The organism is Synechococcus sp. CC9311 (assembly GCF_000014585.1).
Classification (GTDB): Bacteria; Cyanobacteriota; Cyanobacteriia; order PCC-6307; family Cyanobiaceae; genus Synechococcus_C.
Map to the genome: position 1 here is coordinate 2,414,642 of NC_008319.1, position 17,602 is coordinate 2,432,243.

Sequence of the window (17,602 nt, forward strand, 5' to 3'; positions counted from 1 at the left end):
GAGGATCACGAGGGCTGTCGAGCAACTATTAAGAATGGGGGGTTGTTTAGAGAGTTCAACATCTGCAGTTCAGCCAAGGATGTAACAGCAAGATGCCCGATCTCAGATCCTGATCAAGAGCAACACCCAAATCAACTTGCAGAGCACATGAAGGCTCTGGTCCCAGGCCAGAGTGAAGCGATAACGACCTTTCAACCAATCAAGGATGGCGTGCATCAGCGTTTCCAGAGCTCCAAGCAAGGGGATCCCAGTCAGAAGAGCAACAGCAAGCCCGTGGGTTGCAGCATGAGAAGCCAGCCACCAACTCCAATGCAGCGTGCGGTCGCGTCCTGGAATCTTCTCAACTGCCATGCGGTCGCTCTGCAGCACAAAATCGCAGACGAAATGAGCAAGCACTAACACGATCAGAAGATTGAGTGATTCCAACGCAGATGCCGACTAAGGCTGCAGCCGCTATAGCAGAAGAGGCCGTTCAAAGATTGCAGCATGGCGGGCGTCCAACCCCGACTGAGTGAGCTGCTGGTCACTCACTTAAAAGAGCTCAAGGCCGTATCCCAGCTTTACGACAGCGGGGATGTTGTCATCGAAAAGCAGAAAAATGCGGATGAAATCCTGCTGGTCATGAGTGGAGAGCTCAGCGTGGAGATCGGCCTGCAACGGGAGCTAGCCCGCGTCAAAGCGGGGGAAATGCTTGGGGAGATGGGGCTATCAGGCAATAACCGACACTGCGCAACAGTTCGAGTACACCGAGGTCCCGCAGAAATTATTCGAGTCAACGCGGATGCCCTGCTTCGCTTAGCCCTCTTTGATGGCGATCTTGCGTTGGAAATGCTCGCCCTAACCAGCGCCCGCTGCAAGCAAGGCAATCGGCTCATCACGCTGCTGTTGGACTCGATCCAGGCTCTCTCTGAAGGCAACGCAATTGAACTCCAAACATGTCTGAACCAATTACAAGCCGAAGCAGGTTGTTTCCGGACTGCCGCCAAACAATTAGCAGGAATCGAGGAGCGTTGTCACCAGTGAGGCTCTAACGACACATGAAACCTGTGCGTGGGGTCAAACATTGGCTCAAAACAAATAGCGCCATCCTGATCCTCAGCGGAGGAATCGCGATTGCAGGCGGAGTCGGACAAGACGCAATGCGTCAAGGGGAACTGTGGCTCACGGACTGGGCACTGGAATTTTCCGGTCCTAGAAGGGTGCCGAACAAAGTGATGATTGTCGCCATTGACGATTTCAGCCTGCAACAGGCAGACAACGCGGATCTCAGCGATGACACGGCACTTCAAAAATTGCGTGAATGGCCATGGCCTCGAAGCACCTACGCACTGGTGCTGGACCGCCTGATCGATAGCGGGGCCAAAACAATTGGATTCGATTTGTTATTTGATACTCCAAGTAGTCATGGCATGGAAGACGACGCTGTCTTTGCTGCAAGCCTTCAACGTCACGTCAACAGCGTGGTTTTAGGTGTTCAGGCCCTGAGCAGCGAAGGACCTGTCGCCGGTCTTTCTTTGCTTGACCTCACCCCGACGTTGAAAGACGCACATCCTTTGATCAGACGTGGGCTACTCAATGGCCGCCCAGATCCTGATGGTGTATTACGCAAACCCCCAGGCATCACCAGCCTGAATTTACGCAAGCAACTTGGACCAGCTGTACCGCCAGGTATGGCATCAGAGATTTTGAAAAAGCCACCGGCAAATCCAAAAACAGGAGTGCCACTGCTGGCACCTTATGGGCCACCGCGCACCATCCCCACACTTTCGATCTGGGAATTGCTTGAGCCAAAGGCCTATGCCGCACTCCAACAATCAGGAAAACTCCAAGATGCAGTAGTGCTGATAGGTCCTACAGCAGCAGTGTTTCAAGACCTTCACCGCAGCGTCTTCTCAGGCGCCGTGGGGATGCCGGGAGTTGAACTTCATGCCACTGAGGTTGCCAACCATCTTGAAGGTCGCAGCCTCCAATTTGTGCAACCCATCCCTGGTTGGAACCTCATCCTCGCGGCCCTCACCTGTGGTTTGGGACTTGCCATCAGCGGTTTGGAACGTCCCTTGCAAAGATTGGGCATTTCGGCGGTCGCAACCGTCGGATCGCTCCTCATTGGAGTGGTTTTGATCACCAAAGCCTGGGTCGTTCTTCCACTCGGAAGTATCGCTTTAACCATCCTTGCCACAGGAATCGTCTCCAGCGCTGATGCAACTGTGAAGCTGCAATGGCAGCGCCGACGACTTCGCAACACACTGGGACGCTATCTGTCCCCAGCAGTTGCCGCTGAAATCGCAGACCAACCAGACAATGCCGATGTCTTACTGCAAGGTCGGCTTGTCGATGTAGTGGTGCTGATGAGCGACATCCGTGGATTCACAGCTTTTACGCAAGCCATGACGGAGAAGGGAGAAGTCCACGGACTCGTGAACCGACTCAATACCTATTTCAGCGAGATTGTCGATGCGGTTCATGCTCAGCAAGGCACCGTTGATAAGTTCATCGGAGATGCAACGCTCGCCGTCTTTGGTGCTCCACTCCAACGCAGCTGCGCCGCGAATGCAGAGGCTGGTATTGAGACCGCGATCGCCATTCAGCAACGCCTAGAACAACTGAATCAGGAGTGGATTGCGAGTGGACAAGAGCCCTGGGCACAAGTGATTGTTCTCAGTTATGGGTGGGTCGTGAGCGGCAATATTGGAAGCAGCACTCGCATGGATTACACGGTGATTGGAGATGCGGTGAACACAGCCAGTCGTCTCGAACAAATCGCAAAGCAATGCAACCGCACAATCGTGATGAGCGAAGCCGTGGCGGAGCTGCTCGAGAATCAATGGCCTCTGGACGATCTCGGTAAATTTCCGATCAGAGGACAAGAGCCTCAACGTGTGTTCGCCCTAAAAACCGCCACCAATGCGTTGCGAAAGCCAGGCACTCACACCTAAGCGAAGGGCAGCGAATAAAAACTGATGTATTTGCGCCTAAGCCAGCAGGCAACTGGAGAAGCTGCATCAACAGCGACGACATTGAGTGATTGACCTGCAAATCAATGCTGAGGGAAGACATTTAAAAAGAGACTTAGCCCATGACGTCAGTGATGGCTCCGAGATAGGGCCCACTCATCAGATGACAGATCAAGGACAGATGCCGCAAAGTTCACATGGTGATCGGTGATGCGGTGAACACAACTCAACGCCTCGAACAAACTGCAAAGCATTACAACCAGAGTGCCCCTCAATTCCGACGCAAACCCTCTGTGGGAAGGACAATGATCCCCTAAAAGATCCTAGGCAATTCTCATAAACCTCTCAGAGAAGACTCCACAATATTTAAGCAGCCACTCATCCAACCAACTTACTGTCACGATCGTTATTTTACGGCAGGTAAAAAATATGAATTGGCGGCAAAGTTTGTTCGGCTTATTAGCAATTTCAGCACTGACCGTGCCTGCTGCTGCTGCACCATTTCAAAACGCCAAGATCAAGAGAATCTTGGACGGGAAGGAAGTCTTTATTAACAAAGCACCCGCTCAAGTAAATCAAACTGCAGGTAATGGTCAGGAACTCAGTACGGGGAAGAGTCGAGCGGAGCTGCTGTTTGATCGCCGTGCCCTGGGATTTCTTGGAAATAACAGTCTGATCAAACTCGGAGAAGAGTGCTTCCGGCTCGACAAAGGCCAGGTTCTCATTAATGGGCCGCAAAACAGTTGCCTGGGAACCAAGGTGCTGGGAATTCGCGGCACAACTTATGTTCTGAGTGCCCTGGATGAAGGTGGGTATCGCCTTTCTGTTTTGAGTGGCGAAGCAATCATCTCCGATCAAGGATTACAAGAAACCGATCAAAACAGCCCAGACATTCTTGAACAGTACCCCCGTCTCAACCCTGTGATCGGCTTTGGCTCAAGTGCCTGGGGCAGCAATGCCAGTGGGAGCACACTCGGGCAGGCGGCAGGTCTCATCCTTGGGGAAGCCTCTTTCTTCTTACCTCTCCGTCAAAGCGAAGGCAGCAAACTTCTTTATAATTACTCCACAGCAAGCAGCAATTTCGATAGCTCCTGGGGAGCGAGCACTGAATTCGGATACAAGTGGTTCAACCCAAACAATCGCAGTATCAGCTCACTTCTTGTTGGCTACGACGCCTGGGAAACGTCTCAATGCGTTCATTCCCAGCTCGCCCTCGGAGGGCAATGGCAGAAAAAACGCTGGCAATTTGGTGTCACAGGGGGGATTCCTATTGATGATTGCGAAAACAACCTCGGATTTGCAATCGGTCAAATAGGAGTTCCCATCATCGATCTTGGTGAACAATCTGTTCTTCTCTCTCTATCTCCCTATGTGATGCATGGAATCGGCAACACCTATGGCGGAGGCAGAATCGGACTCAACGTTCCCGTCGGCGAGAGTGTCAGCCTCTCGGCTTATGGTCAATACGACGAGCTCCTTGACACCGTCATCGGCGGGCAGATCAGCTATCGCTTCGGCACCAACGGAGGATTCGTTAACGACCCCAACATTCAGCCCACGCGGACTACCCCAATTCCCTGGCAATCAGCTGAATTCAATGAATTCAAAACAGGTCGTCCAATACAGCTGGCGTTAGGGGGTGATGCGTCCATGGTCAGACCACTCATCACAACAGCGTCTGGCGCTCTGGCCAATGAGCCCTCGGATCAGGAATCAGGCATTACCCTCCGATCCGGAGAAGAAGCTGTTTTTGATGCTGATGGAAATCTACTCAGCCGTAATGCAATGTCTCGAGAACAATTTGCCCAACTCGTGCTCGACAATATGAGCGGGCAAAACCTTTTGCCAGAAAGCCACGTCATCGGCTTGATCTATCAAGAGCTCTATGGCTTGCCGAATCAAGAGCTATTAGCGATTCTTGGATCAGATTGGCTTGTTGCAGCACGCAAACCTTATCCCCGCCTACGAGGCGCTAATAGCCTCGTCGTACCCGATAACAAGTTACCGAAAGAAGAAGAAGAGGCAGAAGAAGAAGAAGAAGAAGACCAGGCTGTGACTACGACCTACGTTTGCCAAGCAACCGCTAACGGCTACTTCCCTGATTTCGTACCTTTAAGCGAAGCAACACGATTCGTAGTTACAGAACCTAGCGAACCCTCATGCCAAAACTTTCCCGTTGTTGATAGCAATGGCACAGCTATCAGTACATCACCGGTAGTGATTTCCACCTCGTCTTCTGAAAGCTAATTCCCGTAAACCCCTAGCATGTCAAAGCCTTATGCAACAGAACAGGCAACTTAGAAAAAAGAGTAATCAGCCCATAAAATCCACTTCATCTATTTAGCGCCACTCGCAAGTATTAATCTTAAGGACAACAAGCATTAGAGACAAATCATTCGCGCAATGGCACCGCCGTGGCCCAAGTCTCTAGACCCCATGGTCTCCACTGGAGGATCCATCCCTGCGGCAAATCCACCACCAGGGATTGACTCCCTCTCTGTGAAACAACAACAGGTGAACCTGGCAACCAAACGTGGCGCTCCACCTTGGGTTGATTGGGGCACAGCTTGAGTGTTTGAAAAAACGACACTCCTCGCAAGCCCCTGTCTTGGCCAGAAGCCAATTGAACGCTCCAGAACTGATGTCCCTTCGATTGCACACGAGCGTCAAGCTTAAGCCGACCTTTCGATCCAAATCGATTGCAATTGTCTGTGGTTGTGATCCCAGCTCGAAGCTCAAGCGAACCCGGAGGAACAAAACCGGGTTGAGAAAGCGATTGGATTAAGTACCTCTGCTGATCCGGATGCTCAGGCAAAAGCTTGTGCAATTCACACCGCACGATCTGCGAGCGAGGGCGTGGGTCATAAGGCAATCCGCCAACCACATTCATGATGGCTTTTCTCTGTTTGGACTTGGGACAGTCCAACGCAGCTCTCTTTGAAGACTGATCAACATGTCCTTCAGGGCTCTTAGCCGAATCAGCGGGGGCAGCTGATAAAGCCATCCCGACTATTCCTACGACGAAAGCGCAAGCAAGAAACATTTTTTTGCCTAAAGCATAGATTCATTAATCATCATTTGTTAACCAACAAATCCTGTCATAACAAGTTTTCCGAACACTGTGATCAACATCACAGCTTCTCTTGACTGCTGTCATCGACTCCCTCCTCATCGCAGGCAATGCTGAACTCATCAACAGGAAATTCTTTCAAAATCTTTCCTCTCCAACACATCCTCACCTGCACAAATCCATGAATAAGACACTCACTCTTTCTTTTTCCACCGCCGTAATCATGGCCTCGTTCCTGGTTGGCAATGAGGCCGTGCTAACAAAAAAAGCTCAAGCCGGTTTATTGAACGCTTTACTCAAACATAATTCTGTCCAAACAGGCCTCAGACCTAATGTAACTTGCATGGCACTTTTACCACAGTGCGGCTACAAACCAACTAACCAAAAAATTCGACCGGAACGAGTTCGTTATCCACGTCCAACAAACACAACACATCCTGGCCATGACATTCCTGGTGGCCCTGTTTTCTGTATCACTTCTCCCTGCCCAAATCAAATCCCACAACCGACCCATGGTTACGGCGGTGGTGTTATTCCCATTTACCATCACAACACTACTTTTTGATCTCCAGCAAACGCCTCAACAAAAACCCCAGCTCAACGCTGGGGTTTTTCTTTGCTCTTGATCCACAGTCAGAACGCTTCACCCTCTCCTTCACAATCAACAACAAACAGCCCCGTTGCTTCGCTGCAAAGCATCTCAACTAAAAAATCAGCATTCCTTTTACTCCGCAATCCTATCCAACGCGATTAACGATTAACCAAAATCCACTTCGTCCATACCCACGACACTTAAAACACCACACGCTCTCTGCTTCTCATCCACTACAACCCAGCCCCAAACTCCAGTCATACCAGGATTTCCAAACACTGTGACCAACATCACAGCACTACATGAGTGACATCACTGATAGATGATCAACATCTGGGTGATGGTATTGGGGTCTTCATATTTCAGGGCATCCTCCATGAAACTTCTACTTGGCCTTCTCATCACCGGTCTCTCAATTCCTGCTCTTCCACAATCAGCAAAAGCTTGTTTCTTGTGCGATCCAGTCGCAGCGACTAAAGCTGCGATTAAAAGACCTCATAGGGTCATTGAATCCGTCGTAGACCCTCTCGCCATAATCCTGAATACCGGCAGTGGCCAAATGGGAGGTCGCTCACCATCGCAAGGAGATGATTATGGTCATCAAAGCATTGGCGCGGAAGGAGGATATGAAGGATATGAAGGCGATGATGATTATGACGACGATGGTCTCATTCTTCCAAAACAAATTACTGGAAGCTACCTTCACAATCCTTCGTATCGCACCACACCTATGTGGCAAAGAGGCATAGATCAACACGATCCATATTTTGATAACTTTTAAACAAATCACATAGACGCGTCATGCATCAATTCATCGAGTAAGGCGCTGATTGCAGAGGAATTAATGAAAAAAGTATCAACAGCCCTCACTCCTGTGGGGGCTTTTTGATGGCCGAGGCTCTCAGCTCCCAGATCTGAAAAGCATCCGTACTGCAATGGTTTTGATGCCTGTGAGCAAGATCACAGATCGCTGAGACCCTTGTCATCACAACAAACGTCTAACCGAGAGATCTTGAGTTCATGGCCGACAAGCCACTCCTCACTCACAGCCCCAACACCATGACCTCGCTCCGTCTCGCCGCTGCCTCCCTCGCTGCAGGTGCCTCCCTGCTCTCCCTCACCGCTCCTGCCGTTCGCGCCGACGTCTATGACTCCTTCGGGAACCTTGGTGGTTGCGACTCCGGTTCCCTCGCCATTCACGATGGTGCCGCAGGCGTTCACGGCCGCCTGCGCGACTGCTCTGAACATCGCGACTGGGCAGGAAAAGAAGCCGCCCGCAATCGGCAACATGGCACCCAAACCCAACTCCTCAACCTCGGCGGCAACTTGCTCACCGGCCTGATTTTCAACAGGCAAAAGCAACAGAAGCCTCAACCCAAGCCAGCGTCCATCAGCCTCAAGGCAGAACTCGCCCTGATGAAGCAACAGCAGCAAATTGAGCTGCTCAAGCTTCAACTCCAGCAGCAACAGGCCATGCAGTCCGGATACGCCAACCAGGGCGGTCAGCCTTACACGCTGATGCAACGCCAACAGATTCAACAACCTGCACTTCACCCCGCCTACAGCCAGCCCTCTGCCGGTATGGCGCCTGCTGCTCAGGCCCCTGCCACCTACGCTCCTGCTCCCTATGCCTTCTGATACCTGATCTCACGATTTCCCATGATCCGAAACACTGTCCTCGTCGCCCTCCTTGGCTTGGGAGGTTTCTCCTCCGATCTTTTCCTTCGATCGAGTTCTGCGCAGGCCTTCGCCCAGGCCCCTGCGATAACGCCCGCACCAGCCAGCGATCCACTGGCGGTCAAACGTGGTTTCAACCTCGCAAGGGGCACCGCCATTCGACTCAACGGTGGACTCAATCAATACCGACCCGCACGCTGCATGTTTGACAGCTCAATCAACAACCGCTGCCTGGCTCAAAAGGATGCCTCAGGCATGGTTTTTCACTTCCCTGGTGGTGCTCCTGGCTGGCAAGAATCAGGCACTCCTCCCACCATCGTCACCATCCTCAAGGTGGCACCAGATGGACGAGCCATTACGCAACAGATTTACAACGGCCCTCCAGGAAATGGCCTCCCCCGCTGATCGGCGAGGCTTAAAACTCATCTTTGTCCGCTGTGCACTCAGACTCTGACTGGCCACTGTGGAATTGGAATAATCACCGCGATTCCCACGCGTTAAACCACAAAGAAACCCTGCTCTCTGGGGTTTCCGCCGCCGCAACCTTCCGCCCATTCCGGGTGAACAGCAAGAAACACGAAACGAATCACCTTCTTGATCTTGCCGTCACCAATCGACTGGATCATCTCTACAACCGATTCAGACAGAAAAGAGAACTGAACTGAACGTAATTCTAGAAATTGCCATTCATCGAGATGGCTACCTCACCCATCATCCAGTTCGCGAAACGCTTGGCATCAACACAAGCTGCAACGACAGTTTCGGAACGACTGCGCCATCGAAGGTTCGATTGATCAACGCTCACATCAATAGGACCAACATCCAGACCAAGACACTGTGACCAACATCACAGCACTACATGAGTGACATCACTGATAGATGATCAACATCTGGGTGATGGTATTGGGGTCTTCACATTTCAGGGCATCCTCCATGAAACTTTTACTTGGTCTTCTCATCACCGGTCTCTCAATTCCTGCTCTTCCACAATCAGCAAAAGCTTGTTTCTTGTGCGATCCAGTCGCAGCGACTAAAGCTGCGATTAAAAGACCTCATAGGGTCATTGAATCCGTCGTAGATCCTCTCGCCATAATCCTGAATACCGGCAGTGGCCAAATGGGAGGTCGCTCACCATCGCAAGGAGATGATTATGGTCATCAAAGCATTGGCGCGGAAGGAGGATATGAAGATTTTGATGATGAGCAAGTTGCCCTTCCAAATCCTTGCGGAGTGAGAGGTTGCCCTCAGCCAATTCCAGACAACAGCACACCTATTTGGCAACAAGAAATACAACAACAGATAGATCAACACGATCCATATTTTGATAACTTTTAAACAAATCACATAGACGCGTCATGCATCAATTCATCGAGTAAGGCGCTGATTGCAGAGGAATTAATGAAAAAGGTATCAACAGCCCTCACTCCTGTGGGGGCTTTTTGATGGCCGAGGCTCTCAGCTCCCAGATCTGAAAAGCATCCGTACTGCAATGGTTTTGATGCCTGTGAGCAAGATCACAGATCGCTGAGACCCTTGTCATCACAACAAACGTCTAACCGAGAGATCTTGAGTTCATGGCCGACAAGCCACTCCTCACTCACAGCCCCAACACCATGACCTCGCTCCGTCTCGCCGCTGCCTCCCTCGCTGCAGGTGCCTCCCTGCTCTCCCTCACCGCTCCTGCCGTTCGCGCCGACGTCTATGACTCCTTCGGGAACCTTGGTGGTTGCGACTCCGGTTCCCTCGCCATTCACGATGGTGCCGCAGGCGTTCACGGCCGCCTGCGCGACTGCTCTGAACATCGCGACTGGGCAGGAAAAGAAGCCGCCCGCAATCGGCAACATGGCACCCAAACCCAACTCCTCAACCTCGGCGGCAACTTGCTCACCGGCCTGATTTTCAACAGGCAAAAGCAACAGAAGCCTCAACCCAAGCCAGCATCCATCAGCCTCAAGGCAGAACTCGCCCTGATGAAGCAACAGCAGCAAATTGAGCTGCTCAAGCTTCAACTCCAGCAGCAACAGGCCATGCAGTCCGGATACGCCAACCAGGGGCAACTAGTCCATTACGTCCAACAGGCACCCGCCTACCCCCAGGTCCGTCCGGCCTATCCGCAGCGCGGCTACGCCCCCTACCACTGACGGTGCGCCCCTCCCAACCCAAGACGTCTGACGGAATGCAAACCGTGATCACCAAGCTCTCCACCATCACCCTGGCAGCAGGCCTCCTGACCATCAGCCTCGTACCTGGCGCCCGGGCCCAGACCTTCCAGGCCACCCTGTCCGATGAAGGACAAGGTATCCAAGCCCGTATTTGCAACAGAGAGCAGTGCACCTCCTTCGGCATGCTGCTACCCAGGATCACCACCAAAACCACAACAACCAGCGGCGAAAGGGAAGGTGCATCGATCCATCTGAACCTCAACTGAGCACAAGCCATCAGTGCGCTTCAGCCCTGGAAATAACAGGGCTTTTTTCATCCCCGTCCCAGCCTGTGAGCAAGATCACAGATCGCTGAGACCCTTGTCATCACAACAAACGTCTAACCGAGAGATCTTGAGTTCATGGCCGACAAGCCACTCCTCACTCACAGCCCCAACACCATGACCTCGCTCCGTCTCGCCGCTGCCTCCCTCGCTGCAGGTGCCTCCCTGCTCTCCCTCACCGCTCCTGCCGTTCGCGCCGACGTCTATGACTCCTTCGGGAACCTTGGTGGTTGCGACTCCGGTTCCCTCGCCATTCACGATGGTGCCGCAGGCGTTCACGGCCGCCTGCGCGACTGCTCTGAACATCGCGACTGGGCAGGAAAAGAAGCCGCCCGCAATCGGCAACATGGCACCCAAACCCAACTCCTCAACCTCGGCGGCAACTTGCTCACCGGCCTGATTTTCAACAGGCAAAAGCAACAGAAGCCTCAACCCAAGCCAGCGTCCATCAGCCTCAAGGCAGAACTCGCCCTGATGAAGCAACAGCAGCAAATTGAGCTGCTCAAGCTTCAACTCCAGCAGCAACAGGCCATGCAGTCCGGATACGCCAACCAGGGCGGTCAGCCTTACACGCTGATGCAACGCCAACAGATTCAACAACCTGCACTTCACCCCGCCTACAGCCAGCCCTCTGCCGGTATGGCGCCTGCTGCTCAGGCCCCTGCCACCTACGCTCCTGCTCCCTATGCCTTCTGATACCTGATCTCACGATTTCCCATGATCCGAAACACTGTCCTCGTCGCCCTCCTTGGCTTGGGAGGTTTCTCCTCCGATCTTTTCCTTCGATCGAGTTCTGCGCAGGCCTTCGCCCAGGCCCCTGCGATAACGCCCGCACCAGCCAGCGATCCACTGGCGGTCAAACGTGGTTTCAACCTCGCAAGGGGCACCGCCATTCGACTCAACGGTGGACTCAATCAATACCGACCCGCACGCTGCATGTTTGACAGCTCAATCAACAACCGCTGCCTGGCTCAAAAGGATGCCTCAGGCATGGTTTTTCACTTCCCTGGTGGTGCTCCTGGCTGGCAAGAATCAGGCACTCCTCCCACCATCGTCACCATCCTCAAGGTGGCACCAGATGGACGAGCCATTACGCAACAGATTTACAACGGCCCTCCAGGAAATGGCCTCCCCCGCTGATCGGCATCGATTAATACTCATCGTCTTGAGCATTGAATCGACTGATTTCGAAACGAAAAACAACATCAACCATCACTTAAAATTCACCTTAGCAAGAGATGAATACGCATTACGCGCAAGGATCTTTGAAACACAGATTTAAACACACAAAGGAAATCAACAGACAAACTTCATATCAGCCAAGAACAAAATGCTTGAGAAACATGACCGAATAACTAGCAGTAATTTCTAAACAGATGGCAATAATCCACGACGCACCAGTGGTTTAAGGTCAGCAATCGTGTACGCCCCGTCCTCCGCAGCGACAACAGTCCCGCGAGTGCGCAACTTACTCAGAGTGCGAGACGCTGTCTCTCGAGCCAACCCGGCGAGCAAGGCAATTTCTCGTTGCGCTAAAACAGGAATCGCTGCCTGTGGATCATTGGCAGCTGAACTCTTACGAGCCAAATAGGCCAGGGCGTCCAAGAGACGCGTCGTTGCGTCAGCACTCTGCAATACAAAGCGTTGATTGAGATCCCTCAGTCTTGAGGCTTCAAGCCTTGCCAAAGCCAAGGCAAATCCTGGCTGACTCGTCAGAAGGGCACTAAACGGTGCAGCGCGTAGCTTGACCAATCGAAGCGGCGTGAGAGCAACCACATCAGCCGAACGAGCGGCGCGATCAAGGGCAGCCATCTCACCAAAAATGTCACCCGCCCCCAGCAGCGACATCACCACCTCGTCTCCATCGACAGAGTAGGTCCGCACTTTGGCCAATCCTGTCCGGATCAAAAACAAAGACTCCCCCCAGTCCTGTTCCATCACAATGACTTGATCAGGCTGATGGGAAGTCTCCCGGTGCCTATCGAGCAACTGTGATAGATGAATCTCTTCCAGGGAGTTAAACGTCGGCATTTCAGCCAATTCAGAGACAGAAAGTGGCAGCATCACAAACGCAAAGCAAAAGAGACAACGGCCGTTCAACCAATCAATGATGACTCAGCGAAGACTCCAGCCTGTCACGCGATAGGAAAGTATTTAGAAAACAACGACAGGACCATGGCTAAAAAGTCGCAACATCAAGCACCAACAACATCTAAGCGGGTGCTATTAAGAAGCTGGTGTTCGTTTGCTTGCAGCGAGAGGCGCGCAAAGATCAATATCAGTTTTCAGAAGTATCTGGCAAAGAGTGTTTAAACCAACGTGCTTCCAAACCTTTGATAAAAACATAGACAGAAGGGACCACACCTAAAGAAAGAATGGTTCCCACGAGAAGGCCGCCGAACACAACCGTGCCAATCGACTGCTGAGCATTTGCTCCTGCATTCCTTGCAACCACGAGGGGCAAGAAACCTGCCAAAGAAGCAATGGATGTCATTAGAATCGGGCGTAATCTAGATTTTGCAGCTTCGAGAGCTGCTTGAGCCGCCTCCAAGCCATTAGCCATACCCTGATCAGCAAATTCAACAACAAGAATGGCATTCTTTGCAGCAAGGCCAATCAGCATGAGCAAGCCCACCTGAGAAAATATATTAATATCCATAGACCTCATTTTAACAAAAACCAGACTTCCCAATATGGCAAGAGGAACAGTTAATAAAATCGTAGTAGACGTAATATAGCTTTCATACGTTGCAGACAAAATCAAAAACACTGCCAAACCAGCCAAGGCAAACAACATCAAAATCTGACCACCGGACTCAACCTGTGTTCGAGCTAGGCCATCAAATTCATAATCAAGATTCTTGAAATCACTTTCAGCAAATATTTTCTCAAGGCGACTAATTACTTGGCCTTGCGAAAATCCAGCCTTAGGCTGAATCGAGAATCTAACTGAACGATTAAAACTGAAATGATCGATTGATGGAGGAGCGCTAATTAATTCAGCTTCCGCAAATTGTCTTATTTTAACCATCTCACCGGTCGTCTCTGACTTCACGGAATAATTCAAAAGATCATCAATTTCGCGCCTCCCTCTTGAATCACTAATGATTTGAACGTCTTTAACACCACCACTGATTGATGTTTGATTCACTCTAGAACCGCCTGCTAGTTCAAGCAAAACACTCATCGCTTTATCAAAATCAACCCCAAGGGAAGAAAGCTTAGAACGATTAATCGTCAACTCATAAGCAGGAGAGTCCGGAGCAAATGTCGTAATAATACTGGCAATCGAGGAATCTTTTTGAGCCGATTCTCGGAAGCGTTGGGCAAACTCATTTAATTCTTCAAACGTGTAGGACCTATTACTTCTATCAACAAGCAACATATTAATCGAAGAATTTTGTGCAACATTAATCATGGGTGGCTGAAAAAGCTGTGGCGGGAAGGCAGTTGGCAAAGATGATAATTTTGCTCCAAGAGCTAGCTGCTGTGCATCTGCACCTTGCAATTTCAGAGGACGATCCTCAAGAGGTTTAAGAGAGGCAAAAACCGTAATACTTTCCGTGCTGCCTGAACCAGCTATGACAACTGCATTGTCAATAGCAGAGTCTTTCGATTGCTGATCTTTTTGCAAAATAGACGCAGCCTGCTCAGCAACCTTTGCAGTTGCTGGGAGAGATGAACCTGAAGTTAACTGCATTGAACCAACCAAGATATTCGTATCTTCTTGAGGGATCAAACCTGTTGGAGTTGAGTTGAACAAGAAGAACGTGATCATGAAAGCGGGAACCAAGCACGCAGAGACAACAACATAATTTTGAATCAAATACTTCAAAACCACTGCAAACCTATTTTCAAGAGCGCTATACAAAGATTCAAACGCCTGGAAAACCTTAGTTAAATAGAAGCCAGCAACTCCAAAGAAAGCAATCGCTATTGGTACAATCAGATCTCCAAAGTTTGCACGAGTGAACATGCCAAATAGAGCACCAACTATTAATCCCCCTATTCCAGTCACCCATTTAGATGCAGTTTTTTGATCTCCAGGAAGCAGTATCAAACCCGCCATCATTGGCGAAAATGTTAAAGCATTAAATGTAGATATTGCAATCGCAAAAATAATCGTAACGGCAAACTGCTGATAAATCTTTCCAACAGATGAAGCAACCAAAGTCACTGGCAGAAACAAAGTGATCAAGACCAGAGATGTAGAAACGACAGCACCAGAAAGCTCATTCATGGTGGAGATTGCGGCTTGTTTTGGAGACATACCTGCCTCCATATTCTTGGCCACAGACTCAACCACCAAGATCGCATCATCCACCACCAAACCAGTGGCAAGAACAAGCCCCGTCAAGGTCAAAAAGTTCAAAGTAAAACCAAACAAACCTAGAAACAGAAAAGTGCCAACAATGGCCACTGGAATAGCCAAAGCAGGAATCAATACTGTTCGCCACTTTTTCAGAAACAATACAAGCGTTACCAAGACCAAAATGACGGCCAACCCAAGGGCATCAGTTACATTTTCAATGGAATCTAAGATGAAAGATTTTTGGTTCTGCATCTGCACAACCTCAATGCCTGGAGGGGCTATTTTTTTAAAATCATCAACAACCCTCTCTATACCTCTAGCAACCTGTACAGCATTACTGCCAGATTTCTGATTTATATTGATATAGCTTGCAGGGTAACCATTTAAGGTCTTCAAGGAGAAAGTTGGGTCTGAAATGTATTCAACCTTACCGATGTCCTTCAAACGAATCAGTGCACCGGATGGAGATGTTCTCACCGCAAGATTTTCAAATTCCTCTACTGTCTGAATATATCCACCGTCTTTAACCAGTACAGGATAAGAGTAGGAAGCATCATCACTCAAATAGGGTGCTCCGACACTACCGGCTGATGATGGGGAATTTTGTGATATTATTTTTTGCGAAACTTCTTTAGCTGTGAGATCATAGGATTTAAGCAAATCGGGGTCCAGAAACACCTGAAATCGAGAATCTGCTGGATAAATAGTGACCGTACCTACACCATTAATGAGTTGAATCTGCTTCTTCAAATTATCTTCGATCAAAGTCGCAAGATATGCTGAATCATATTGTCCTTGATCAGATGTAATCATATAACCGCTAAGGGTAGTGTCGGTAGATTGGCTAACACTCACACCTTGATCTTGCGTAACCTGTGGCAGGTTTTGCAACCCTTTTTGAATGCGATTTTGCGCATCCAACATGGCCGTATCCGCAGAGGTTTCCGGCGCCAAATACATCTGTATGGTACTGGAATTTGAAGTTGAACTAGAGATTAAGTAATCAACACCAGGAGTATCGGAGAGTAAATCCTCTAATTGATCAGTGACTGATTTCTCGACAATGCTGGCATTTCCACCAGGATAATTAGCAGAAATTCGTATTTGAGATGGTGCAACATCTGGCACAAATTCAATTGGCAGCGTTTGAACAAAAACCAAGCCAGCAATAAAAATTGCGATGCTACAAACACTCGTAAGAACGGGTCTTTTTATAAAAGGATCAGCAAATGACATCGGATCACTTCCCTGGAAGATTTGAGAGAATTTTGACTGGCATTCCACTACTCAATATTTTGATCTGACTAGTTGCAACCTTGTCGCCAGCCACTAATCCCTTTAGTACAGGAAATTGGTTGTCCTGGAGCTCTCCTAAAGCAACAGGAGATTCAACAGCAATTAAAGAATTTGGAGGCAATGCCTTCAGCGGTTTACTTTGTTTTTCGTCAAGCTTATTCAAGCCAAGAAAAGTCTTAACAGGAATCAATTTAAACACAAAAGCTTGTTGTGCTTTCATTGAGATTGCCCCCGTAGGAATGGCAGGCAAGCTGCGTACTCCTGTTTGAATTTCTACTCGCGACAACTCACCAGGTTTAAGGCCAACCTGTACGTTTGAGAACGAAGCCTGAACTGTCAATGTATTCAATGGACTACCAGAATCACCTTCAATTTTATAATCTAAAAAAGGAGCAACATAATCAACTTGCCCCTCAGCAAGAGCGAAATCCGACCCCGCCGAATAGATACGCGTGGCTTGGCCCAATTGAATAGATTTTGCCTGACCTGACGGCACATTCATAGACACAAAAAGCTCATCATTATTAACAAGGCTCATAATCTGATCTCCTTGATTTACATAAGTGCCAACATTGACGATAAAGCCAGATCCAACAACGCCATCAAAGGGTGCTTTGATATATCGGTAGCTCAATTGAACCTCCTTTTCAATGGCCGTATTAGCCGCAGCAATTGCGCCAACTTTTTTTTCTTCAGCATCTTCACGCGAAGCAGCACCTTGATCTGCTAACAATTTATATCGAGCAGATTCAATCTTTGCTTCCTGCGCTTTGGCCCTAGCAGTATCCAGAGCTGCAGCCTCTTTTTTATGATCTAAAACCAGCATAACCTGTCCCTTCTGGACCTTTTGACCAGCCTTAATCAATACTTGAGTAACGATTCCGCTTTCCGAGGGTTTGAATGGAACATAATTATTATCTCCTATAATTCCTTCAGCATTCACCACCTGTCTAAAGTTATTTTTCACAATCGTATCCGCATAAAGAGGCAAGGGCTGAGGCGCTTTTGATTGAGCACCACAGCCAACGATTAAAAAACCAAATGAAAGACAAAGTAGGCGCAAAGGATATTGTTTGTTAGAAGCTTGTCTTGGCGATTGAAGCCGCAAAATCATCACATAGCAATTAATCGCAAAACTATAGGGCTCTCACCTGAAAGTTGCATTAGCAATGACTGAGAAAGCAACCCCTGCAGAGTGCCTGAGGGTGTCAGGTGC

18 protein-coding genes are annotated in these 17,602 nt (G+C 49.6%); 12 read left to right on the forward strand and 6 right to left on the reverse strand.

All coding sequences use genetic code 11. The features are described 5' to 3' along the window. Positions 1-102 precede the first annotated feature (102 nt). The gene (locus SYNC_RS12615; RefSeq protein WP_011620635.1) at positions 103-426 is read right to left on the reverse strand and encodes a DUF3307 domain-containing protein; all 324 of its coding nucleotides are present in this window, start codon (positions 424-426) and stop codon (positions 103-105) included. A gap of 60 nt (positions 427-486) precedes the next feature. Here SYNC_RS12615 and SYNC_RS12620 point away from each other — a divergent pair, with 60 nt between their 5' ends. The 3 genes from SYNC_RS12620 to SYNC_RS12630 all read left to right on the forward strand — a co-directional run bounded on the left by SYNC_RS12620 (position 487) and on the right by SYNC_RS12630 (position 5,201). Next, positions 487-1,023 (forward strand): cyclic nucleotide-binding domain-containing protein, encoded by a 537-nt coding sequence (locus SYNC_RS12620; RefSeq protein WP_011620636.1) that lies wholly within the window; start codon positions 487-489, stop codon positions 1,021-1,023. Between the two features lie 14 nt (positions 1,024-1,037). Beyond that, positions 1,038-2,936, forward strand: coding sequence for a CHASE2 domain-containing protein (locus SYNC_RS12625; protein ID WP_011620637.1), 1,899 nt, complete (start codon positions 1,038-1,040; stop codon positions 2,934-2,936). Positions 2,937-3,383: 447 nt separating this feature from the next. Beyond that, positions 3,384-5,201, forward strand: coding sequence for a hypothetical protein (locus SYNC_RS12630; protein ID WP_011620640.1), 1,818 nt, complete (start codon positions 3,384-3,386; stop codon positions 5,199-5,201). A 145-nt stretch (positions 5,202-5,346) separates the two neighbouring features. Here the strand turns inward: SYNC_RS12630 and SYNC_RS12635 are convergent, their stop codons facing one another. Further along, positions 5,347-5,880, reverse strand: a complete 534-nt coding sequence (locus SYNC_RS12635) for an ecotin family protein (protein ID WP_167897243.1) — start codon at positions 5,878-5,880, stop codon at positions 5,347-5,349. Positions 5,881-6,097: 217 nt separating this feature from the next. Here SYNC_RS12635 and SYNC_RS14445 point away from each other — a divergent pair, with 217 nt between their 5' ends. The 4 genes from SYNC_RS14445 to SYNC_RS12650 all read left to right on the forward strand — a co-directional run bounded on the left by SYNC_RS14445 (position 6,098) and on the right by SYNC_RS12650 (position 8,698). Continuing rightward, entirely contained in the window at positions 6,098-6,589 is a 492-nt protein-coding gene (locus SYNC_RS14445; RefSeq protein WP_148201914.1) for a hypothetical protein, read from the forward strand. A 403-nt stretch (positions 6,590-6,992) separates the two neighbouring features. Further along, positions 6,993-7,397: a hypothetical protein gene (locus tag SYNC_RS14450; RefSeq protein ID WP_148201915.1), complete on the forward strand. Its 405-nt coding sequence runs from the start codon at positions 6,993-6,995 to the stop codon at positions 7,395-7,397. A gap of 239 nt (positions 7,398-7,636) precedes the next feature. Next, positions 7,637-8,254 (forward strand): hypothetical protein, encoded by a 618-nt coding sequence (locus tag SYNC_RS14840; protein WP_041426780.1) that lies wholly within the window; start codon positions 7,637-7,639, stop codon positions 8,252-8,254. Between the two features lie 21 nt (positions 8,255-8,275). Then, entirely contained in the window at positions 8,276-8,698 is a 423-nt protein-coding gene (locus SYNC_RS12650; RefSeq protein ID WP_237699232.1) for a transcriptional regulator, read from the forward strand. Positions 8,699-8,790: 92 nt separating this feature from the next. On the opposite strand, the gene SYNC_RS15195 is transcribed toward SYNC_RS12650, so the two are convergent. Further along, positions 8,791-8,919: a hypothetical protein gene (locus tag SYNC_RS15195; RefSeq protein WP_255321989.1), complete on the reverse strand. Its 129-nt coding sequence runs from the start codon at positions 8,917-8,919 to the stop codon at positions 8,791-8,793. 307 nt (positions 8,920-9,226) lie between these two features. Here SYNC_RS15195 and SYNC_RS12655 point away from each other — a divergent pair, with 307 nt between their 5' ends. The 5 genes from SYNC_RS12655 to SYNC_RS12675 all read left to right on the forward strand — a co-directional run bounded on the left by SYNC_RS12655 (position 9,227) and on the right by SYNC_RS12675 (position 11,918). Further along, the gene (locus SYNC_RS12655) at positions 9,227-9,628 is read left to right on the forward strand and encodes a hypothetical protein (protein ID WP_011620651.1); all 402 of its coding nucleotides are present in this window, start codon (positions 9,227-9,229) and stop codon (positions 9,626-9,628) included. A gap of 239 nt (positions 9,629-9,867) precedes the next feature. Then, complete coding sequence (locus tag SYNC_RS14845) at positions 9,868-10,434, forward strand: hypothetical protein (protein ID WP_167897246.1); 567 nt, start codon at positions 9,868-9,870, stop codon at positions 10,432-10,434. 2 nt (positions 10,435-10,436) lie between these two features. Then, positions 10,437-10,721 (forward strand): hypothetical protein, encoded by a 285-nt coding sequence (locus SYNC_RS12665; protein WP_148201916.1) that lies wholly within the window; start codon positions 10,437-10,439, stop codon positions 10,719-10,721. Between the two features lie 135 nt (positions 10,722-10,856). Continuing rightward, positions 10,857-11,474, forward strand: coding sequence for a hypothetical protein (locus SYNC_RS14850; RefSeq protein ID WP_041426780.1), 618 nt, complete (start codon positions 10,857-10,859; stop codon positions 11,472-11,474). 21 nt (positions 11,475-11,495) lie between these two features. Next, a complete protein-coding gene (locus tag SYNC_RS12675; RefSeq protein ID WP_237699232.1) occupies positions 11,496-11,918 on the forward strand; it encodes a transcriptional regulator in 423 nt (140 codons plus the stop codon). A 228-nt stretch (positions 11,919-12,146) separates the two neighbouring features. On the opposite strand, the gene SYNC_RS12680 is transcribed toward SYNC_RS12675, so the two are convergent. From SYNC_RS12680 to SYNC_RS12690, 3 genes are all read right to left on the reverse strand, one after another. Next, on the reverse strand, positions 12,147-12,842 hold the full coding sequence (locus SYNC_RS12680) for a Crp/Fnr family transcriptional regulator (protein ID WP_011620654.1): 696 nt from the start codon (positions 12,840-12,842) through the stop codon (positions 12,147-12,149). A 214-nt stretch (positions 12,843-13,056) separates the two neighbouring features. Then, entirely contained in the window at positions 13,057-16,326 is a 3,270-nt protein-coding gene (locus tag SYNC_RS12685; protein WP_041426783.1) for an efflux RND transporter permease subunit, read from the reverse strand. Between the two features lie 4 nt (positions 16,327-16,330). Further along, entirely contained in the window at positions 16,331-17,500 is a 1,170-nt protein-coding gene (locus tag SYNC_RS12690) for an efflux RND transporter periplasmic adaptor subunit (protein ID WP_011620656.1), read from the reverse strand. Between the last annotated feature and the right edge of the window lie 102 nt (positions 17,501-17,602).

Bases quoted from the DNA above. Each gene is read 5' to 3' on its own strand.
- SYNC_RS14850 (WP_041426780.1), top strand. From the start codon at position 10,857: ATGGCCGACAAGCCACTCCTCACTCACAGCCCCAACACCATGACCTCG.
- SYNC_RS12685 (WP_041426783.1), bottom strand. From the start codon at position 16,326: ATGTCATTTGCTGATCCTTTTATAAAAAGACCCGTTCTTACGAGTGTT.
- SYNC_RS12625 (WP_011620637.1), top strand. From the start codon at position 1,038: ATGAAACCTGTGCGTGGGGTCAAACATTGGCTCAAAACAAATAGCGCC.
- SYNC_RS14450 (WP_148201915.1), top strand. From the start codon at position 6,993: ATGAAACTTCTACTTGGCCTTCTCATCACCGGTCTCTCAATTCCTGCT.
- SYNC_RS12620 (WP_011620636.1), top strand. From the start codon at position 487: ATGGCGGGCGTCCAACCCCGACTGAGTGAGCTGCTGGTCACTCACTTA.
- SYNC_RS12680 (WP_011620654.1), bottom strand. From the start codon at position 12,842: ATGCTGCCACTTTCTGTCTCTGAATTGGCTGAAATGCCGACGTTTAAC.
- SYNC_RS15195 (WP_255321989.1), bottom strand. From the start codon at position 8,919: ATGATCCAGTCGATTGGTGACGGCAAGATCAAGAAGGTGATTCGTTTC.
- SYNC_RS12675 (WP_237699232.1), top strand. From the start codon at position 11,496: ATGATCCGAAACACTGTCCTCGTCGCCCTCCTTGGCTTGGGAGGTTTC.
- SYNC_RS12650 (WP_237699232.1), top strand. From the start codon at position 8,276: ATGATCCGAAACACTGTCCTCGTCGCCCTCCTTGGCTTGGGAGGTTTC.
- SYNC_RS12630 (WP_011620640.1), top strand. From the start codon at position 3,384: ATGAATTGGCGGCAAAGTTTGTTCGGCTTATTAGCAATTTCAGCACTG.
- SYNC_RS12690 (WP_011620656.1), bottom strand. From the start codon at position 17,500: ATGATTTTGCGGCTTCAATCGCCAAGACAAGCTTCTAACAAACAATAT.
- SYNC_RS12655 (WP_011620651.1), top strand. From the start codon at position 9,227: ATGAAACTTTTACTTGGTCTTCTCATCACCGGTCTCTCAATTCCTGCT.
- SYNC_RS14845 (WP_167897246.1), top strand. From the start codon at position 9,868: ATGGCCGACAAGCCACTCCTCACTCACAGCCCCAACACCATGACCTCG.
- SYNC_RS14840 (WP_041426780.1), top strand. From the start codon at position 7,637: ATGGCCGACAAGCCACTCCTCACTCACAGCCCCAACACCATGACCTCG.